Source organism: Flexithrix dorotheae DSM 6795 (genome assembly GCF_000379765.1).
Lineage (GTDB): Bacteria > Bacteroidota > Bacteroidia > Cytophagales > Flammeovirgaceae > Flexithrix > Flexithrix dorotheae.
Window position 1 is genome coordinate 1 of the sequence record NZ_KB903455.1, and the last position, 20074, is coordinate 20074.

Here is a 20074-nt window from a genome sequence, read left to right on the forward strand (position 1 = left end):
CCGTGTAGGACTTTTGAATAATAATCAACTTTGGTGGTAGTGGAAAGATGAGTAAGCAGTGCTTCGGGAATAAAGTCAAACAATTGGCCAGCCGATATTTTGTGGTCTTTAAAAACTGTCATAGCATTTTATTTATCCCTATTTAAAATACTAATAAAACAACCGTTTCTACAATTTAGTTAGACCAATCAACAATTAGTATGCAGATTTTTATCTCCCCCTTTTTAAGAAAAATGACTCCTTGAAAATAAAAAAAGTCGGAAGATTTTTCTTCCGACCTTGACTGCCTTACGGCTCCTTTTTTTGTTTGGGTTTCTAGTTAGTTGGTATGGTTAGATTTTATAGCTTAATCCTAAAGAGAAGTTAATTCCTTGAGTATATTGTTGGTATATGTAATCTGCACCTCCACGGTCATACTGGTGAGAGTATTTCATGTTCAGGATATTCATCACTTTTACAGACATATTGAAGCTATTTGAAATCTTCTTTCTTGAGACAAAATTTAAAGATGGTCTGGATTGTTCATATACATCCGGATCAAGCGCTGGAGTTACGTAAGAAAGCCTGTCACCCCAGATGTTGAAAGTAATACTGTTATCCCATTCCAGTTTTTCACTAAAATGACTAAGCATTAAATTCACGATAAATGGAGATTGTCCTGGGAAGGGTCTCCAATCTTTTAAATCGGCTCTTTTGTTTTGTTCTTGTTGTTCTTTAATAATATCCAGTTCTTCCTGACCCTTTTGGACTTTGGAATAAATAAGTGACACATTTGTGGCAAATGTAAATGAAGCCAAAGCAGGAGATATAAAATCAAGGTTTTTTCTGTATTCAGCCTCTATACCCGCTACAAGGGCATCTTCCGAATTCACTGGTTTCAATTCCGCAGTAGAAGCCTGAGGAGTTAATTGCCAAACAATTGGGTTCTCAAAACTTTTGTAATAAGCACTAAATGCGATTAATTCCGAAGGTCTTGGATAAAATTCATACCTGGCATCCAGGTTTTGAATTAGGGTTCTGGTTAACTCTGGGTTTCCTAATACAATGTTTTGTCCTACACCGCCAATAGAAGCGAATGGAGCAATTTCTCTAAGGTTGGGTCTTGCAATGGTCTGAGAATAACCTAACCTTAAGTTGGTATTTTCACCCATTTTATAAATGAAACTTAGGGAAGGAAGGATATCAAATTTACTAATGTCACCAATTTCCTGTCTTTCATCATTACTTACTGATTCTAATTCTGTAAATTCTCCTCTTGCACCAAAAATAGTTTTCAGTTTTGTGGTTATGTCAAAAACGCCCATGGCATAAACTCCACCAATAATTTCTGTTCCTGTATAGGAGTTTTGAATTTGAGTCTGGTCTGAATAAACGTTACCAAAACCATATCTGGTTTCCCCTGAATTATCCACAAAAGTTCCCATCAGACCGGCATTATTTTGAGAAAAATAGGCATCGAAATCACCTTGAGCCTGGCTGAATAAAAGGAAATCCGGGTGGTTAGTTGATCTAACATCTGTATGGTTATAGGAATAGATAAATTCATTAAATACCCTGGATTTGTCAGAATATAATCCACCGAATTTAATTAGGTTATCTTTTTCACCTAAAGGAATGGTCAGGTCAAGTTTCGCATTAAACTGTTCGTCTGTTAAATCTCTGTAAAAGTGAGAAGGTAAAATTCCAACAATAGATCGGTTCATTCCCCAGTCAGTTTGGTTTCCTTCTTCATCATAACCAAAGGTGAAACCCCACATTCTGATGTCTGGTTCATCCTGGGTAACCTCTACACGGCTCACTGTCCACCCAAGTTTAATTCCACTTTCTTCAAAATAATGTTTACCACTTAATTCAAGGTTTAATAATGACCTTTCAGTAAAGTGAGTTACTACTGATTCGAATCCAGGAGTACCAGTTTCTCTCCAAAAACCACTGGTATTTGAAGATAAATTAGATCCTTCATGGCTATACATAGTATTTAAAATGATTTCATTATTAGGAGAAAATTGATATGCTAAGCTTAATAATCCTCCCAATGCGGTGGCTTTATCTCCCTGGGTAGAAGAGTAATCCTGTTCTACTTGTAATGCTTCTTGATTTACATCAGTAAATAACCCCTGAACCCCATTATCGTAGAATTTGTAGCTCTTGTCCATGTTAAAACCAAAATTCACACCCAGAGGTTTTCCAAATACTTCATATTGGTTTCCAAGTGAAAATTTAACGCCATAGTTCATGGGTGAACTTGCCCTGGCAGGGTTGAAGTTTGTAGTAACAGCTTTTGCGGTTTGATCAAGGGCCTCTCTTTCAGCCAGGCCAGCTTCTCTACTACCTAATATAAGGGAAGAGTTGGTCGCTCCAAATCGTATAAATTCATTATACTCAACCAATTCATTTGGTCTTTGTCTTGTGCCATCATCATAACCCAGCCAATCCATTTTTCCGTTAGATCCATCTGTTAAAAAGTTATTGATAAAACTTGATTGAGTGTTAAAAGTAGTAGACACTCCAAAGTTGAAATAGAATTTTTCCGGTAAAGATTTAGTGGTTATGTCTAATTTTCCTCCTGTAAAGTTACCTGGCTGGTCAGGAGTAAAAGTTTTTACAGTGATCACATTGTCGATCATTTCTGAAGGAATCAGGTCAAGGCTACTGCTATTTCTGTAAGGGTCAGCACTAGGCAGGGTGATCCCATTCATCTGGGTTAAGGAATATCTGTCTCCTAAACCTCTCATCACCATATATTTTCCTCCCTCTACAGTAGCTCCGGTGATAGATTTTACAGATTCTGCAGCATTAGATGCCCCCATGAGCTCGATTTGTTCAGAAGAAATACCATCTTGTACAGCAAGGGCTTTCTTTTGTACCACAAGCATAGAGGCTGTTGTATTCTGAATGGCTTCTGCCTGGATTACAATTTCCTCTAGTTCTTCTACAGATTCAGAAAGGGTAAGGTTTATTGTTTTTGCATCACCTTCAGTAATCTCTACATTTTCAATCACCTGAGTTTGGTAAGTTACAAATGAAACTGTTAAGGTATAAGTTCCAGCAGGAATATTTTTTATGAAATATTTTCCATAAATATCTGTGGCGGCTCCTTTTCCCGGAATTTCTTTTATAAGGACAGAGGCCCCTATAATTTCTTCCCCTGTGCCTCCATCAACAACTAAACCGTTGATAGAACCTGTGCCTTCCTGAGCATATATTACAACAGGAAAAAGCATAGTAATGAATAATGTGAATAATTTTTTCATATGAGAATTTGAATTTTAATATCGGGTGCAAAGCTATTGTATATCAGCACATTATAGCTTGTTGGGTATGTTACGAAATGATTAAAAAAAAGAGAAGCCTGTGTAACAGGCTTCTCTTTTTTATTACCTAAAAGTGAAGTTTCTTATTTCAAGAATCCAAACTTAGCAAGTGAAGACCAGTCTGCTAACCAGTTTTCTCCTGGAGCGAAGGCTCCTTTATAATCTGTAGATTCAATTCCCTCTGGTAAAGCAGTTGCAACATCACCGAAATCTGAAATAGAAGGCGTTGGGTCTAACCCTCCATCAGCATCTCTGGAAATACCATTAATAACACTTGTTTCTGAAACTGTATTATTATTATCAGTTAATTCTGCTTTCAAAGTTGTTGCTTCAGGCTCTCTTGGAGTGATTGGGTTATCATCACCATCTTTTGATGTAATTTTTATTAAATCATCAGTAGTAGATACCCCTTTGAATGAAGACCAAATATTATTAAGGATTTCCAATTCCCCATCCGTCATTTTTTGTAAGCAGTCTACTTTTCCAGTACCTAAATCCTGAACTTCTAAACCTTTGCTTGGGTAATCAACTAATATAGAATGACCTAATTTTCCTGCAAAATTTTCCCTCCATAATAAGGCTTTGTCTCTACCAGTAGCATCCTGGCCGGGGCCTATCATGGTAGCGTTAAAAATATTTGGAGCAGAGTAAAGAGCTTGATCATCAGGTGAAGCTCCGTCCCACTCGCCAGCATGGTCATAACCATCTTCATCTGATCTCATGATTGAAAATAAGAATTGAGCGTTTCCTCTGTATCCTAAGTCAAAGTCAAAGTCATCATCAGTAGAGAAAGCCACAGAAACGTGTTTGATGTTCACCGTTCCACCAAATATTTCTATTCCATCATCAGCACTGGAGAAAATATCGATGTAGTCGATTGAAGTTCCACTACCAACACCTCCTAAAGTTAATCCCTGCAATTCATCACCAGATTTGAATCCAATTCCTGTATATCGGATGGAAACATATTTTAATACACCAGAATTGTCATCAGCTACACTTCCTCCATATTGTCCTCTGGTTTCTTGAGTATCAATACCCTCAATTTGAAGATTTTCAGTAGCTCCACCTTTTTCAGCAGGAGCTTTACCTAAAAGAACTAAGCCTCCCCATTGGCCATTATCTTCTTTTTTAAGTACCCCGTAAGAAAGGTCATCTAATTCAGCTGTAAAAATGATAGGCTCATCTTTTGTTCCTTCTGCCATAATTTTGGCTCCCTTTGTGATAAATAGAGCTGAAGTATTATCTCCGGTAGATGGAGAGTTTTTAAACCTGATTAATGTTCCAGCTGGAATGTTTAAAACTGATCCTTCTTCTACATAAACCAAACCATCAAACATATAAGTCACATCCTTTGAAAGGTTGTAAATAGTGTTTTTGTCTCCTAAAGTAGCATCAGTTACTGCTGGATCAGTAATATCTACTACAGCTTTACCTACAGTAACAGTTGCATCGGCTTTAGTTGTTTTAGAGTCCTCGTCAGTAATAGTTAAACTTACAGTGGCATCACCTTCTGCATCAGGAGCTGTAAATGATACTTTTATTGTTCCTGAAGTTGAACCAGCTGCTGGAAGTGTTGGAATTGTTGCAGTTCCGGCAGAAGCGGTAACACTTGCTGATTTAAAGCCGGCAGCAGAGGTATATGCAAATTCAAGTTCAATCGCTTCTCCCAAACTAGCTGAAGATCCTGTTGGTGCTGTAGCAGTAGGGGCTGAAGGAGCTGGATCTGGCTCATCATCATCACATGCTGTAAAAGTAATAAGCGATATTAAAATAAATATCGAAGTAAATAAAATACTACTAATCTTGTTCATAAGATAAAATTTAAATTTTGCTTAAATTAAAGTTTTAAATAGCCCTTAAAAATTCAATGCAAAGTAAGATTTTACTCATGAACTCAAGTTAATCATGGAGTTAACTTATAGTGAAGTGAAAAGTGTCTAATGTGAATGAAGTGTTAATAATCCAATGTAAAATTGTATTATATCTATAAATAGTTGAATATTATTATTGTTTTATTGGTAGATTCCAAGTTTTAAGTTGGAGTTTCCCGTTGGCACATTGCAATAATTCTAAAAAATCAGGGTTTTTTAAGGTTACATCAATTTGAATTGCATCACAGATTTATCATATTGTCCACCAGACATAAAAAAAGCTGTCCTTCCGAACAGCTTTTTTTATTATAAATAGTCTTTGGTTTGCTCCTTAAAATGTTCAAGGAATTGTTCAACCTGCAGGCTTCCAAGATCTCCTTCTCCTTTTTTTCTGACAGAAACAGTTTGATTGTCCTTTTCTTTTTCCCCGACTATGAGCATGTATGGCGTTTTACTCACCTCTGCATCTCTAATCTTCCTGCCAATTTTTTCGTCCCTATGGTCTACAAAACCTCTTAAACCATTCTCCTGCAATACACTGTAAACAGCATCTGCATAATCATGGAATTTCTCAGAAATAGGCAGTATGGCAAATTGATCCGGAGATAACCATAATGGGAAATTCCCAGCACAGTTTTCTATCAGAATAGCTACAAACCTTTCCATGGAGCCAAAAGGAGCCCTGTGAATCATGACAGGTCGGTGCTTTTGATTATCTGCACCAACATATTCCAATTCAAATCGCTCAGGTAAATTATAATCCACCTGGATAGTACCCAGTTGCCATTTTCTACCCAATGCATCTTTCACCATAAAGTCGAGTTTTGGACCGTAAAAGGCTGCTTCCCCATATTCTACCACAGTGTTTAATTTTTTGTTGGCAGCGGCTTCCTGAATTTCCCTTTCCGCTCTTTCCCACAATTCATCCCTTCCAATATACTTTTCCTTATTTTCCGGGTCTCTTAATGAAACCTGAGCAGTGTAATCATCAAATCCCAATGCTTCAAATACATATCTTACCAAATCAATTACCTTTTCAAACTCTTCTTTTACCTGATCTGGCCGGCAGAAAATATGGGCATCATCCTGAGTAAAACCTCTTACCCTTGTCAATCCATGTAATTCTCCACTTTGTTCGTATCTATAAACTGTACCAAATTCAGCAAGCCTTACAGGTAATTCCTTATAAGACCTTGGTTTCGAATTATAAATCTCACAATGGTGAGGGCAATTCATAGGTTTCAATAAAAATTCCTCATTTTCATCAGGAGTGTGGATTGGCTGGAAAGAATCCTCTCCATATTTGGCATAATGTCCTGAAGTTTCATAAAGTTTTTTCCCGCCAATATGTGGAGTAACCACAGGGTCGTAACCAGCCTTTACCTGGGCCTTCCTCAAAAAAGCTTCAAGCCTTTCCCTTAAAACTGTTCCTTTTGGTAACCATAGGGGTAACCCCATTCCCACTTTTTCCGAAAAAGTAAACAACTCCAGTTCCTTACCCAATTTTCTATGATCTCTTTTCTTAGCTTCTTCCAGCATTTCAAGATACTCGGAAAGTTCTTTGGCTTTGGGGAAGGTAACTCCATAAATTCGAGTCAACATTTTATTTTTTTCATCTCCTCTCCAATAAGCACCAGCTACGTTCATTAGCTTTACGGCTTTTATGAAGCCAGTGTGAGGGATGTGTGGCCCCCGGCATAAATCTGTGAAATTTCCCTGTTGGTAAAAAGTGATTTCACCATCTTCAAGCCCCTCTATCAATTCCAGTTTATATTCGTCTCCTTTTTCAGTGAAATACTTTACCGATTCACCTTTTGAAATTTCAGATCGGATATATTCATTTTTTTGTTTGGCCAGTTCCTTCATTTTGGCCTCTATTTTAGGGAAATCATCAGAAGATATCTGGTGATCCATAAAATCAATATCATAATAAAATCCGGTTTCAATGGCAGGGCCAATACCCAGTTTTATTCCAGGATAAAGCGCTTCCATAGCCTCAGCCATCAGGTGGGCAGATGAGTGCCAGAAGGTAGCTTTCCCGTCTTTATCATTCCAGGTTAATAGTTTAAGGGTAGAATCCGTGGTGATTGGCCTTGTAGCATCCCAAACTTCCCCATTCACTTCTGCTGCCAAAACGTTTCTTGCCAGTCCTTCACTAATACTTTTAGCTACATCAAGACTGGATACACCTGATTCAAATTCCTTGACTGAACCATCTGGTAATGTAATTTTCACCATTATTCTATATTTATTTTCGGATTAAGTTATGCTTATAAAAATATTCCAAACATTAAACAAATGCAGGTTTGTTTTCCTATTGTGGTAATATTTGGGGCACAAATTTACTGGAAATGTTATCATTTGCCATAATCGAAACCAAAAACTTCTCAATGGGGGAAATTATAAGTAAATCTGTTAAAAATTATTCCTGTATACACCCTAAATCAGGAAGTACCCCGTTAGGGATAAGATGACTTGAAGTGAAAAGTTTTTTAAATATAATTTGACTAGTGAAATCAGGGATTGTTGGATGTAAGAAGGGTGTTTTTTTGATGCCGGAGATTTCAGAACAAGGTATTAAAACTGGTCATAAGGAATAACATAAATAGGGATAGATGCCAACCAAAACAGGCGATTTTTTTCGGTTACATTTTATTATACTATTAAGTAGTATAATACCTATAATTGCCATATTTATATCTTTACCTGCCATTGAGATTGTTTTTTACAGAACTCTTATTGCCTTTGTAGTTTTAGGGATTTATATCTATATCAAAAATTTCCGGCTTGCACTTGATCCCGAAAACCTGTCTAAAATTATATTAAGTGGTGTCTTAACAGCTACCTACTGGATATTGCTAATGGTTTCGGCTAAAATTTCCAATGCCTCTGTCTGTCTGATTGGTATTTCCACCACCTCAGTGTGGATAAGTTTTATTACCCCATTATTTGAAAAGAAAAAAATAAGTATTCTTCAGATCATTATTGGGATTGTGGCTGTAATTGGAATCTTTATCATTTCCCAATCCAATCTAAAACATCCTGTGGGGCTGTTTGTCGGAGTTATTGCTGGATTCTTTGGCGCTTTAGTCACTATTTTTAATGCTAAACTTAGCCGTGGTTATCATCATTATGTTATTACCTTTTACCAAATGATTGGGGCATGGGTGGGTACTTTGCTTTTTATTCCTATTTACCTGTTGTATTTCTCAGAAGGAAATTTACAGATGTTCCCAAATTTTCAGGATATTCTATTAATAATTGCTTTGGTAATTGTTTTCTCTATTTTTATTTATTCTCAATTTATAAAAATCATGAAAACTGTTTCGCCATTTATGGTGACTTTATCTGCCAATTTATCCCCGATTTACGGAATTATCGTAGCCCTGATATTTCTAGGAGATAGTGAAAAAATGAACTTCCTGTTTTATTTAGGTTCCAGTATTATTATTATATCGGTGATTATATATCCTCTTCTTCAAAAGCATTTTAATACGCAGTAAGGAAATTTTCCCGGGTTTAAAACAAAAAAGGATTCCTGAGAAGGAATCCTTTTTTGTTTACCAGAAAAAACCTAAGAATTATTTGATTAGCAAATCTTGTAAAAAATCCTGGTCAGTCCGGTTTTTGTTTGATAGAAAGTGCTTTCAATTGAAGAAAACCCTGAAAGTTGAATACTTTCTTTTAATTCTTCAAATGTGGGAAGATAAGCCTCAATTGTACCCCATTCGGTTTCAAACTTGATGTAATTGTCTTCTCCTTTAGAACCAATTACTCTCACATTTTTATAAGGGGTTTCAATCAGCAAAAAACCATCTTCTCCTAAATTATCTTTTAATCTTTTTAAAACGATGCGTTGCTCAGGCAAAGAAAGCTCGAGTATTCCCGACCACAACCATAAAATACAATCCGCTTTATTAGGTAGATTAAGCTGTTTTAAATCCTGATCAATTATTTCAATATTATCATCATCAGTATATTTTTCTTCCATATAATCGAGTAATTTCCTTACTCTTTCCACTGCATACACCTGGCCTGAAAACTGATTGTTTTTAATAAATTCAATAGCCCTTCCATATCCTGATCCAATTTCCGCAATTGTATTCAGATTTTTAATTTCAGGGTAAATTACCTTGATGTCGATACCTTCATCTAATCCTATGATGGCCGAAAATTCCTTGAATTTTTCAATTTCAATTTTATTATAAAATTCAAAATTGGCATCATTTATCAGTTTTAAATGCTGGTCTTCAATGTAACTATTGCTGGTTTCTCTGATGATGGACATATTAAGTTTCTAGCTTGTAATTTTCAATTCCTATTTTTGTAAGGAATTAAGAAAAAAATTATAACAGATTGAAAAATAGTAGATTGTTGTTTAGAAATATTAAGAAAAAAGGAATGATTTTACCTCTTTTAAAAAAATCTCTGTTTGTAAAAAGTGCCTTTGCCTTTTTTGTTATTTCTAATTAAAAAATGAAGTTTGAGGTAGTGTAAGAAAAGTTAAAAAAAATGAGTTTTTTATTTTCTTTTGCGGCTGCAAAGCTAATATAATTGGGATCAATTATCTCCAAATCAATCTGTTAAAGATTGTGAATAGTTTTAATAGCTTTTAGGAGGCTTTCAGGGACTTTTTGGTATGGCTGGCCTAAAAAAAAATAACAACTTTAAGGATTGCTTTCCTAAGGTGATAAATCTGATGAACTTTATTTTTATTTTAAGTGTCTTCCTCAACACAGGTAGTTTAATAAATAAGGAATAATAGCTGGCGAGGCAATTCTGGACCTAATACCAGGTTTGGATTTCAGACAAGATTATTTTTTCGAATTGCAGCCTAAATATGTATGGTTTTATTAAATTTTCAGCCTATGAAAAAGATAACTTTGATATTTTGTTTATTTAGCCTTGTAATATTTTCCGGAAAGGCACAGGAAAGTGAAGATAAAGAAAAAGTTTCCCTAATGGATCGTCTGTATTTTGGTGGAAACCTGGGCTTCCAGTTCGGAAATATTACCTTTATTGATGCTTCTCCACTGGTGGGTTATAAAATTACACCAAAGTTGTCTGGAGGAGTAGGAGGGACTTATCGGTATACCAAAGATAAAAGGTATGTGCCGGCTTATGAATATGATATTACTGGTTGGAGGGTTTTTGCCAGGTATAATGTTACGCCTATTTTATTCCCATATGCTGAGTATGAGTCATTGAGTTTAAAAATAAGAGACAGTAGTGGTCTGGAATCTGATCGGCAATGGTCTGATGCAATATTTGTTGGAGCCGGATTAATGCAACCCATTGGAAGAAGAGGTGGCATTAGTTTATTGCTCTTGTATAATTTAAATTATGTATCGGCAAATGCCTTTTACGGACAACCTTATGTCTTTAGGGTTGGTTTTATTTTTTAGTCCGATTCAAATTATTTAAAAAGGTTTAATTTCTATTTTTTTGAAATTAAACCTTTGATTTCATTAAGCTTCAGCAAAGCCTCAACTGGTGAAATGGTATTAATGTCCAGATTTTTAAGAATTTCCTTCACCTGATTATATTGGGGATCATTTACCTCAAACAAGTTTAATTGGTAATTTGATTGAGGTACTTCCTTCATCTTTTTTTGATTTTTATCGCGAATTTTATCTTTTTCGAGATGATGGAGAATTTCATTTGCCCTTATCACAATATTATTAGGCATTCCCGCCATTTGGGCTACATGAATACCAAAGCTGTGTTCGCTTCCCCCAGGCTTTAATTTTCTCATGAAAACTACCTTATTGCCCAATTCTTTTACTGATACATTGAAGTTTTTTATCCTGGGAAAATCTCCGGCTAACTGATTCAGTTCGTGGTAATGGGTGGCAAAAAGTGTTTTTGCCTTGGCTTTTGGCTGATTGTGAAGGTATTCTACAATTGACCAGGCAATGGAAATACCGTCATAGGTACTTGTTCCTCTTCCGATTTCATCCATTAAAACCAGACTCCGGTCGCTCAAATTATTAAGGATGCTGGCAGTTTCTGTCATCTCTACCATAAAAGTAGATTCCCCTTTTGATAAATTGTCGGAGGCGCCAACTCTGGTGAAAATTTTATCCACTATACCGATATGTGCTTCTTTTGCAGGTACAAAGCAACCAATCTGTGCCATTAGTACGATTAAGGCAGTTTGCCGCAGTAATGCAGATTTACCCGCCATATTGGGCCCGGTAATAATTAAAATTTGTTGCTCCACATCATCCAGGCGGATGTCATTTGGAATATAATTTTCACCTGGTGGTAATTGTTGCTCAATCACAGGGTGCCTTCCTTCTCGGATAGCCAGTGTTTTTCCCTCACTAATCTCAGGTTTGATATATTGATTTTTCAGAGCTATACCTGCAAATGAAATATAGCAATCGAGCATAGCCAGCACAATAGCATTTTGCTGAATGGGGACCACGAATTCATTGGCTGCAACCACCAGATTCTGAAATAATTTTTGCTCAATAATAAAAATCTGGCTCTCCGCATTTAGAATTTTTTCCTCATAAACCTTCAATTCTTCGGTAATGTATCGCTCAGCATTAACCAAAGTCTGTTTCCTAATCCATTCTGGGGGTACTTTATCCTTGTGGGCATTAGTGACTTCCAGATAATAGCCAAAAACCTTATTGTAGGCAATTTTTAAGGAGGGTATCCCGGTTCTTTCCATTTCCCGCTGCTGAATCTGTACCAGATAGTCTTTTCCCGAGAAGGCGATTTTTCTGAGATCATCAAGTTCAGCATCTAGTCCTTCTTTTATCATTCCTCCCTGATTGGATAAAAGAGGAGGATTATCTACCAAAGTCTGGTCAATCTTTTCAATTAACTGTTCGCAAAGGTTAATTTTATCTGCAAGCAATTTAATTTCCTGTTGATCACTTTTAAGCAGAAGGGTTTTAATGGGGATGGTATTTTTTAAGGCCCTTTTCAGGTGATTTAATTCCCTTGGATTTATCCTACCAACTGCCACTTTGGAGATGAGTCTTTCCAGATCACCAATTTGTTGGAGAGGTTGGAGGAAACCTTCTATTTCTTCCTCATTTTCAGAAAAGTAGGCTACCGTGTTCAGACGGTTTTCTATAGCCGATTTTGATTTTAGAGGTAAAACCACCCATTTTTTCATCATTCTGGCTCCCATCGGAGTGACACAATGATCTAAAATATCGATAAGGGGAACTCCACCTTCATGCTGGGGATAAACTAGTTCAAGATTTCGGATGGTAAATTTATCCAGCCAGACAAATTTATCTTCTTCGATTCTGGAGATATTGGAAATGTGGCTCACTTCATGGTGTTCAGTAATTTCCAGATAATACAGGATGGCACCAGCTGCTATTATCCCTTCCTTTAAGTTCTCAATCCCGAATCCTTTGAGTGAATTTGTTCCAAAATGACCAGTAAGTTTCTCGTAACTATAATCAATAGAATAAACCCAGTCTTCAATACGGAAGGTATTAAAGTCTTCTCTTATACTATTGTCGAAAATTTCCCTTTGTGTTTTGCAAAATAATACTTCGGCAGGTTGGAATCCCTGAATTAGTTTATCAATATAGGGTTGGTCGCCTTGAGCAGTTAAAAATTCCCCGGTGGAAATATCTAAAAATGCGATCCCAACAGTGTTTTTATTGAAATAAACAGAAGCCAGGTAATTGTTGTGTTTTACCTTAAGTACATTGTCATTGAAGGAAACACCGGGTGTAACCAATTCAGTTACTCCTCTTTTCACAATTCCTTTTACGGATTTGGGATCTTCTAATTGGTCGCAGATAGCTACTCTTTGTCCGGCTCTTACCAGTTTTGGAAGGTAAGTATCCAGAGAATGATGGGGAAATCCGGCCAGTTCAATATGAGAAGCAGATCCATTTGCCCTTTTAGTCAGCACAATGTCAAGTATCTTGCTGGCTTTTACAGCATCATCACCAAAAGTTTCATAAAAATCGCCTACTCTAAATAACAACAATGCCCCAGGGTGTTTAGCTTTTATGGCATTGTATTGTTTCATTAAAGGGGTTTCCTTTGCCGCTTTTTTTGTTTTTGTCTTTCCCAATCTGCTAGTCAGTTAAATTCTCAAATCCCGAATAATGCGGATATATTTTCTGTCAGAAATTTCAGTTTTACCAAGTTTCAAAACTACTAAATATGTAATGGACTATAAAAATTCCTTTGAGTTTTGTAAATAAAAAACTGAAATGAATTGAAATGGGGAATAGGGATGATCATACAAAAAAGGGAAACTTCATTAATATGAAATTTCCCCTTTTTCTAGATTTATTATTTGACTATAAACCGGACTCTTTGCAATATTTATAGAGTCGGGAATATTTATATCCCAAAATTTTGCTGATTTGCGCATACGACCTGCCTTTATCTCTATAATTTTTGATAATGTCACGCATTTTATCAGAAACTACGAAAGGTTTTTTGTTTTTCTTTCCCATTTCCTGAACCCTTAAGTAAGCATTCACATTCTTTTTCAAAAGAATTTTACTTTTTTCACTTCTGGTTACCCATCTCACATTATCAGGGGAAACATTATAGCAATCGGCATCTTTGTAAAGAATAACATGCTCGGGAGTAGGTCTTGGTTCTCCTTTTCTTTCCAGAATTATTTCTGCTAAAGTTACCGATTTGGTTACGTTAGGGGCAACTGTAACCCGAATGAATTTACCTGAACCATTATCGTGAACCCTGAAATAAAAACCGGCATACTTAAAATATTCCTTACCATCATCGGGCATTACAGTAGGTTTTGGGCCTTTATTTCCACCAGATTTGGCCTTTTCAAAAAACTTTGCTTTTGTAACTTCTTCTGTAACCCATTGAAGATTTTCGGCCCTGTTGTCAAAAGTGTCATTGTTAATATGCTTCACATATTTATGTTTTTCTGACTCTTTTGGGACAAAAATTTCAGCCACCAGCCGGTGAACAAAAAAGGATTTTCTTTTCCCCTTTATTTTAAGATCGACACTCAGGCGATTATTAGATAACTTCCCTCTAATAATTACCCCTTCAGAACTGTTCGCATAAGACTTGACCCTCCCCAGGTTACTAAGCTCATACTTCCTGTCCGTGAAATCAAGTTCTTTCCAAATTTCCTCTTGTTTGGACATGTTATTTTTGTTTAAATAGTTGGTAAGTTAATGTGTAAGCTAATAGGCAAAAAAGTAAATAGATATACGATATTAATAATCAAAAACCTTTTTAACAAGAGAAGAAAGGTGGTAAATAACTAAATAGGGGCAAAAAAAATGGAGGAACTTTGTTAAGTTATATTTTTAATTTGAATAGTTTTATTTTTAAAAAAAATTTTGAGATAGAGCATTACCAATTGTGACAATGCTCCATCCTTAAATTAAATGATTTCACTAAGTGGTGTAAACTGAAGATTGAATGCTTCGGCTACCGCCTGATAAACAATTTTTCCATCAATAATATTTAAGCCTAATTCCAATTCTCTATTCTCTTTAATCGCTTTTTTCCATCCCTTATTGGCAAGTTGAATGGCATAAGGCAACGTGGCATTGGTAAGTGCCAGAGTGGACGTATAAGGAACTGCTCCCGGCATATTCGCCACACAATAGTGAATGACATCATCAATTATAAAAGTTGGGTCCTGATGAGTAGTAGGGGTACAGGTTTCAATACAACCGCCCTGGTCCACCGCTACATCTACCAAAACAGTTCCCGGCTGCATATCTTTCAGCATATCTCTTGTGATAAGACTTGGGGCCTTCGCTCCCGGAATGAGAACAGCTCCAACAATTAAGTGATGTGTTTTGATCAACTCTCTGATATTGTATTCATTGGACATTAAAGTATGCACATTAGCAGGCATAATGTCGTCAAGATGTCTTAACCTTTGCAGGTTTACATCCATGATGGTGACATCAGCACCCAGACCTGCAGCCATTTTAGCGGCCTGAGTTCCTACAATACCACCCCCAAGAATTAATACTTTCCCTGGTTTCACACCGGGTACTCCCCCAAGAAGAATTCCTCTTCCTTTCATGGGTTTTTCCAGGTATTTGGCCCCCTGTTGAATAGCCATTCTTCCAGCCACTTCCGACATTGGAATTAGCAAGGGCAATGATCTGTCTGCTTTTTCTACAGTTTCATAAGCCACACAAACGGCTTTTTGCTCAATCATTGCCTTAGTTAAAGCCTCAGAGGAAGCAAAGTGGAAATAAGTAAAAAGCAGTTGGTCTTTTCTGATCAATTTGTATTCGGGCTCAATGGGTTCTTTTACCTTGATGATCATTTCTGCGATAGCATAAGTATCTTCAATGGTAGGTAAAATTTTAGCACCAGCTTTCACATATTCTCCATCTTCAAATCCAGATCCCTCTCCTGCAGTCGCCTGAATATAAATCTCATGGCCATGTTTACTTAACTCTTTCACTCCGGCAGGAGTAAGTGCAACGCGATTCTCGTTGTTTTTAATTTCCTTTGGAACTCCAATTTTCATTTTAATGATGTGTTTATTTTAGTTGAATAATTTTGTGCAGCCCACCATAAGGAAGGTAGCTTTTTAATAGTATGGTAAAGGTTTTCGGAGGCAAAATTATAGAATAAATCTATTTCTTTATGCAGGTTGATTAAATATTATGGTTGCTTGATTATGAAGTTGTTGGAATATTTTTATTAAATATGGATAACCAATTTTTTTCATTGGATTTGTAGCCTAAGTTTTCTCTGTCAATTAATAAAAAAATAACTTTCCGTTTCTACTTATTCTTTTTACCCAGTACATCTTTATATTTTCCATGCTTAGCGTTGCTTTGCTCCTCAAAATGCATTGTCCTGGGCAAAAAATAAGGGCTTCTAAAGGCGAATTGTAATTTTCCAACTTCATTACTTATTGAATTTAGATAAAAAATTTCACCCAATTATTTTTTCCTGATTAATAATTGAATACCTTTAAATCATAAGTAAATTTTTTGTTACATATCGTTCCCGAATTTCCAAAATTCCCACCCTTTAGGCGGGACCTGAATTCTATTGACTTTTGGGTTTGTTCCTGCCTGTTTTATAATTAATTTTTTCTAGTTAAAAGCCTGTAAGACATTATTTGAATGTCCTTATACCTGGCTTAATTCATTCTATTCAAACTTTTACATTATGGAAATTCAGTCAAACAAAAATATAGTTGAATTATTTTATAGAAAGGTAATCGGAGACCGTGATTTGGAAGTTATTGAGGAGTTGGTTAGTGAGGATTACATCCAGCATAGTCCTATGACCAGGGATGGGAAATCCGGATTAATTGAAGCCATTACTTATCTCAAAACTTTTCCCAAGCCAGCAGAGACTAAATCGCCAATAGTCAGGATCATTGAAGATGGAGAACTGGTGATGGCATTTCTGGATTTAGCCTGGATGGGTAAAAAAATGGCAGTGGTGGATATTTTTAGAATTAAACAGGGTAAACTGTGCGAGCACTGGGATGTAATTCAGGAGCAACCTGAAGAAGTACCCAATTCCTCTTCAATTACCATGGTTAATGGTGGAACGGAGTTGAATGCCCTTGAATTAACTGTTGAACACAAGGCTTTCATAATCAAATGTTTCCAATCTGTTTTTGTGGAGAGGAAACTGGATCTTTTTGATAACTTTTTTTCAGATGAATTGGTTAACCATTTGCCTGAATCATTTTCAGAAAATAAAGATTTGGTAAATTATTTATCAGAAAATGGTATAGAATTCAGTGACTTTTTCAAAGTTTTGTGTCAGGGTAATTATACGGGAGTGCAATCCAAAGGAAAAAGGAAACAAAAACCATTTGTTTTTAATTTTATTTTTAGATTAGAAGGAAAAAAAATAAAAGAAATTTGGGGGGTAAGTCAGGAGATTCCCGAAGACATGCTCCATCAAAATGGTATGATTTAAAATATTAAAATTACTAAAATTAAATACCCGATTTTTCAGATGACCAATAAATAGGAGTCTGGACCTTCGGGTGTTTATATTAAACCATAATTTTATGACAGATATAGGACAGGTAGACTTAAGAAACCTTGAAATTTCCGACTATGAGGAACTGAAGGAGTCAATGATAGCCGCATATGAAAACTGGCCGGGAGCTTATTGGAAGGAATCTCAGGTAAAAAAGCTTTTACAAATTTTTCCTGAAGGACAAATAGCTATTCTTATTGATAATCAGGTAGTTGGCTGTGCCTTGTCAATTATTGTAAAATATTCTCACTTTTCCGATAACCATACCTACTTACAGATTACCGGTAATTATTCATTCAACACACACACCGGGAAAGGAGATGTATTATACGGTATTGATGTTTTTATTAAACCTGAATACAGGGGGTTAAGATTAGGCAGAAGATTGTATGATGCCAGGAAAGAATTATGTGAAAATCTCAATCTGAAAGCCATTATATTTGGAGGAAGAATCCCCAACTATCATAAAGTTTCGGATCAGATTACCCCAAAGGAATACATACAAAAGGTAAAGCAAAAAGAGTTGTATGATCCTACGCTTACTTTTCAGCTTTCCAATGATTTCCATGTAAAAAAAATATTAAAGGGGTATTTGCCGGGAGACAAGGAATCTAAGGATTATGCAGTGCTTTTGCAATGGGATAATATTTATTTTGAAAAAGCCCCTGAAAAAATTTCTGCCCAGAAGTCTGTGGTGCGATTAGGATTGGTCCAATGGCAAATGAGGCATTACAAAGGGGTAGAAGAACTTTTCGAACAGGTTGAATTTTTTATTGATGCAGTGTCGGGATACAAAAGTGATTTTGCCCTGTTCCCGGAATTTTTCAATGCACCTTTAATGGCCAAGTACAATCATCTTTCTGAAGCCGAAGCGATTCGTAAACTGGCTGAATATACAGAGGAAATCAGGGATAAATTTGTTCAGTTGGCCATTACCTACAATGTGAATATTATCACGGGTAGTATGCCATATCTGGATGGACATAACCTTTACAATGTGGGTTATTTATGTCGGAGAAATGGTACTTACGATTCTTATGTAAAATTGCATGTCACTCCTGATGAAAGTAAATGTTGGGGAATGGTAGGTGGAGATACTATTTCCATTTTCGATACAGATTGTGGGCCAGTCGGGGTATTAATTTGTTATGATGTGGAATTTCCAGAACTCCCCAGAATACTCGCAGAAGAAAATATGAACATCCTATTTGTTCCTTTCCTCACTGATACTCAAAATGGATATTCCCGGGTAAGGTATTGTGCCAGGGCGAGAGCGATTGAAAATGAATGTTATGTAGCCATTGCCGGAAGTGTGGGGAACCTGCCAAAAGTGGAAAATATGGATATTCAGTTTGCTCAATCGGTGGTTTTTACCCCATGTGATTTTTCTTTTCCTACTAATGGAATTAAAGCTGAAGCTACACCAAATACTGAAATGATTTTGATTGCTGATGTAGATTTAGACCATTTGAGAGAGCTGCATACTTATGGAAGTGTTCGAAATCTTAAGGATAGAAGAAAGGATATTTATGACTTAAAACTGGTGAAAAAATCTGGAATAGAATAAAGATTTACAACTGCAAATGTTACCATTCTGATCATTTGCAGTGATACTTTTGTGACACTTTCCTTTTAGGTTTGTTATATTAAGAAAAACTTTAATATATGAAAAACCTAATAATAATTGCCATTGCCCTTCTGCTATTTTCAGCCTGTGCTTCAAATGGCCAGCAGCCAGGGAAAAAGGCAAAAGTAATGGAGAAAGTGGAAAAAACTGATGCAGAATGGAAAGCACAGCTCACCGCTGAACAGTATTATGTGACCCGGGAAAAAGGAACTGAAAGGGCTTTTACAGGTGAATTTGTCAACCATAAGGCAAAAGGTATATATACTTGTATTTGCTGTGATAATCCGCTGTTTAGTTCCAAAACCAAATTTAAATCGGGAACAGGTTGGCCAAGCTATTATGAGCCTGTAGCCGATACGAGTGTAAATGAGGTAATTGACAAATCATTTGGGATGACCCGGATTGAAGTAGTCTGTGCCAAATGTGATGCTCACCTGGGGCACGTTTTCAAGGATGGCCCTGAACCTACCGGATTGCGGTATTGTATCAATTCTGTGGCATTAGATTTTGCTGAAAAAAGTAAGCAAAGCGGAAATGAGAATTAAATCTCCTATTCTATGGCTTCCTTGGCTGTTTTTAGTGAATAGCTGCATGGCTCAACAAGCCATGGATAAGGATAATTCTTTTGTCTTTTTAGAATTGTTTACCTCTCAGGGATGTAGCAGTTGTGCAGCTGCAGATGTCTTAATTTCAGAAGTCATACAAAATACAGAGGAAACGTATTCCAATGTGTTTGTCTTAACTTATCATGTGGATTATTGGGATTATTTAGGATGGGAGGATAAACTTGCAAATCCGGCATTCACCAAAAGGCAAAGAAGTTATGCCAAAATTTTGGGGAGCCCTAATGTATATACTCCGCAACTTGTGGCGAATGGGGAACTTCATTTTGTTGGTTCAGATAGAAGGAAACTGGCAGATATAGTTCAGGGAAATGATTTCAAAACTGCGGATGTGGAATTGAACCTGGAAATCGCCCAAAAAGGGCAAACACTGGATTTGCTTATTCGACTTGCCGGAGATTTTAAGAATACTTTGGTCCGCATTGCTTTGGTGGAAAAAGGACTGATTACCCAAATCCAGGGCGGTGAAAATAAGGGAAGAACTATCCGGTATGATAATGTAGTCAGGCAGTTTCAGTCAAGAGAAAGTGAAAAAGAAATATTTGAAAAATTAATTATAACGAAGAATATTAATTTCCAAAATGCTGAACTTATTGTTTTTGTTCAGGATAAAAACAGTTGGAAAGTTAAAGGAGTTAGTAAGTTGAAGCTTGAAGAAAAAATTGAGTAATT

General features: G+C 36.3%; 13 protein-coding genes. 6 read left to right on the forward strand and 7 right to left on the reverse strand.

Features of this window, described 5'->3' with window-relative positions:
- Positions 1 to 332: 332 nt before the first annotated feature.
- The 3 genes from A3EM_RS0124450 to thrS form a co-directional block, all read right to left on the reverse strand.
- Positions 333 to 3254, reverse strand: coding sequence for a TonB-dependent receptor (locus A3EM_RS0124450; RefSeq protein ID WP_020530886.1), 2922 nt, complete (start codon positions 3252 to 3254; stop codon positions 333 to 335).
- Between the two features lie 143 nt (positions 3255 to 3397).
- Entirely contained in the window at positions 3398 to 5128 is a 1731-nt protein-coding gene (locus A3EM_RS43560) for a hypothetical protein (RefSeq protein ID WP_020530887.1), read from the reverse strand.
- Positions 5129 to 5494: 366 nt separating this feature from the next.
- Positions 5495 to 7426, reverse strand: a complete 1932-nt coding sequence (gene thrS, locus A3EM_RS0124460) for a threonine--tRNA ligase (RefSeq protein ID WP_020530888.1) — start codon at positions 7424 to 7426, stop codon at positions 5495 to 5497.
- Positions 7427 to 7803: 377 nt separating this feature from the next.
- Between thrS and A3EM_RS0124465 the strand changes: the two genes are divergently transcribed.
- Complete coding sequence (locus A3EM_RS0124465; protein WP_020530889.1) at positions 7804 to 8691, forward strand: DMT family transporter; 888 nt, start codon at positions 7804 to 7806, stop codon at positions 8689 to 8691.
- A gap of 86 nt (positions 8692 to 8777) precedes the next feature.
- Here A3EM_RS0124465 and A3EM_RS0124470 read toward each other — a convergent pair whose 3' ends face one another.
- A complete protein-coding gene (locus A3EM_RS0124470; protein WP_020530890.1) occupies positions 8778 to 9476 on the reverse strand; it encodes a class I SAM-dependent methyltransferase in 699 nt (232 codons plus the stop codon).
- 580 nt (positions 9477 to 10056) lie between these two features.
- On the opposite strand from A3EM_RS0124470, the gene A3EM_RS0124475 reads away from it, so the two are divergent.
- Positions 10057 to 10593 carry a hypothetical protein gene (locus A3EM_RS0124475; protein WP_044239706.1) on the forward strand — a complete coding sequence of 179 codons (537 nt, stop codon included), beginning with the start codon at positions 10057 to 10059 and terminating at the stop codon, positions 10591 to 10593.
- 32 nt (positions 10594 to 10625) lie between these two features.
- Here A3EM_RS0124475 and mutS read toward each other — a convergent pair whose 3' ends face one another.
- From mutS to ald, 3 genes are all read right to left on the reverse strand, one after another.
- On the reverse strand, positions 10626 to 13247 hold the full coding sequence (gene mutS, locus A3EM_RS0124480; RefSeq protein WP_020530892.1) for a DNA mismatch repair protein MutS: 2622 nt from the start codon (positions 13245 to 13247) through the stop codon (positions 10626 to 10628).
- A 232-nt stretch (positions 13248 to 13479) separates the two neighbouring features.
- Positions 13480 to 14310 (reverse strand): HNH endonuclease, encoded by an 831-nt coding sequence (locus A3EM_RS46205; protein ID WP_020530893.1) that lies wholly within the window; start codon positions 14308 to 14310, stop codon positions 13480 to 13482.
- 242 nt (positions 14311 to 14552) lie between these two features.
- Entirely contained in the window at positions 14553 to 15665 is a 1113-nt protein-coding gene (gene ald, locus A3EM_RS0124490; protein WP_020530894.1) for an alanine dehydrogenase, read from the reverse strand.
- 653 nt (positions 15666 to 16318) lie between these two features.
- Here ald and A3EM_RS0124500 point away from each other — a divergent pair.
- The 4 genes from A3EM_RS0124500 to A3EM_RS43570 all read left to right on the forward strand — a co-directional run bounded on the left by A3EM_RS0124500 (position 16319) and on the right by A3EM_RS43570 (position 20072).
- The gene (locus A3EM_RS0124500; protein WP_020530896.1) at positions 16319 to 17086 is read left to right on the forward strand and encodes an ester cyclase; all 768 of its coding nucleotides are present in this window, start codon (positions 16319 to 16321) and stop codon (positions 17084 to 17086) included.
- A 94-nt stretch (positions 17087 to 17180) separates the two neighbouring features.
- A complete protein-coding gene (locus tag A3EM_RS0124505) occupies positions 17181 to 18719 on the forward strand; it encodes a carbon-nitrogen hydrolase family protein (protein ID WP_020530897.1) in 1539 nt (512 codons plus the stop codon).
- Positions 18720 to 18817: 98 nt separating this feature from the next.
- Entirely contained in the window at positions 18818 to 19324 is a 507-nt protein-coding gene (gene msrB / locus A3EM_RS0124510) for a peptide-methionine (R)-S-oxide reductase MsrB (RefSeq protein ID WP_020530898.1), read from the forward strand.
- A 46-nt stretch (positions 19325 to 19370) separates the two neighbouring features.
- On the forward strand, positions 19371 to 20072 hold the full coding sequence (locus A3EM_RS43570) for a DUF1223 domain-containing protein (RefSeq protein WP_044239713.1): 702 nt from the start codon (positions 19371 to 19373) through the stop codon (positions 20070 to 20072).
- The last annotated feature ends 2 nt before the right edge of the window (positions 20073 to 20074 follow it).

Bases quoted from the DNA above. Each gene is read 5' to 3' on its own strand.
- A3EM_RS0124450 (WP_020530886.1), bottom strand. From the start codon at position 3,254: ATGAAAAAATTATTCACATTATTCATTACTATGCTTTTTCCTGTTGTA.
- A3EM_RS43560 (WP_020530887.1), bottom strand. From the start codon at position 5,128: ATGAACAAGATTAGTAGTATTTTATTTACTTCGATATTTATTTTAATA.
- thrS (WP_020530888.1), bottom strand. From the start codon at position 7,426: ATGGTGAAAATTACATTACCAGATGGTTCAGTCAAGGAATTTGAATCA.
- A3EM_RS0124465 (WP_020530889.1), top strand. From the start codon at position 7,804: ATGCCAACCAAAACAGGCGATTTTTTTCGGTTACATTTTATTATACTA.
- A3EM_RS0124470 (WP_020530890.1), bottom strand. From the start codon at position 9,476: ATGTCCATCATCAGAGAAACCAGCAATAGTTACATTGAAGACCAGCAT.
- A3EM_RS0124475 (WP_044239706.1), top strand. From the start codon at position 10,057: ATGAAAAAGATAACTTTGATATTTTGTTTATTTAGCCTTGTAATATTT.
- A3EM_RS46205 (WP_020530893.1), bottom strand. From the start codon at position 14,310: ATGTCCAAACAAGAGGAAATTTGGAAAGAACTTGATTTCACGGACAGG.
- ald (WP_020530894.1), bottom strand. From the start codon at position 15,665: ATGAAAATTGGAGTTCCAAAGGAAATTAAAAACAACGAGAATCGCGTT.
- A3EM_RS0124500 (WP_020530896.1), top strand. From the start codon at position 16,319: ATGGAAATTCAGTCAAACAAAAATATAGTTGAATTATTTTATAGAAAG.
- A3EM_RS0124505 (WP_020530897.1), top strand. From the start codon at position 17,181: ATGACAGATATAGGACAGGTAGACTTAAGAAACCTTGAAATTTCCGAC.
- msrB (WP_020530898.1), top strand. From the start codon at position 18,818: ATGAAAAACCTAATAATAATTGCCATTGCCCTTCTGCTATTTTCAGCC.
- A3EM_RS43570 (WP_044239713.1), top strand. From the start codon at position 19,371: ATGGCTCAACAAGCCATGGATAAGGATAATTCTTTTGTCTTTTTAGAA.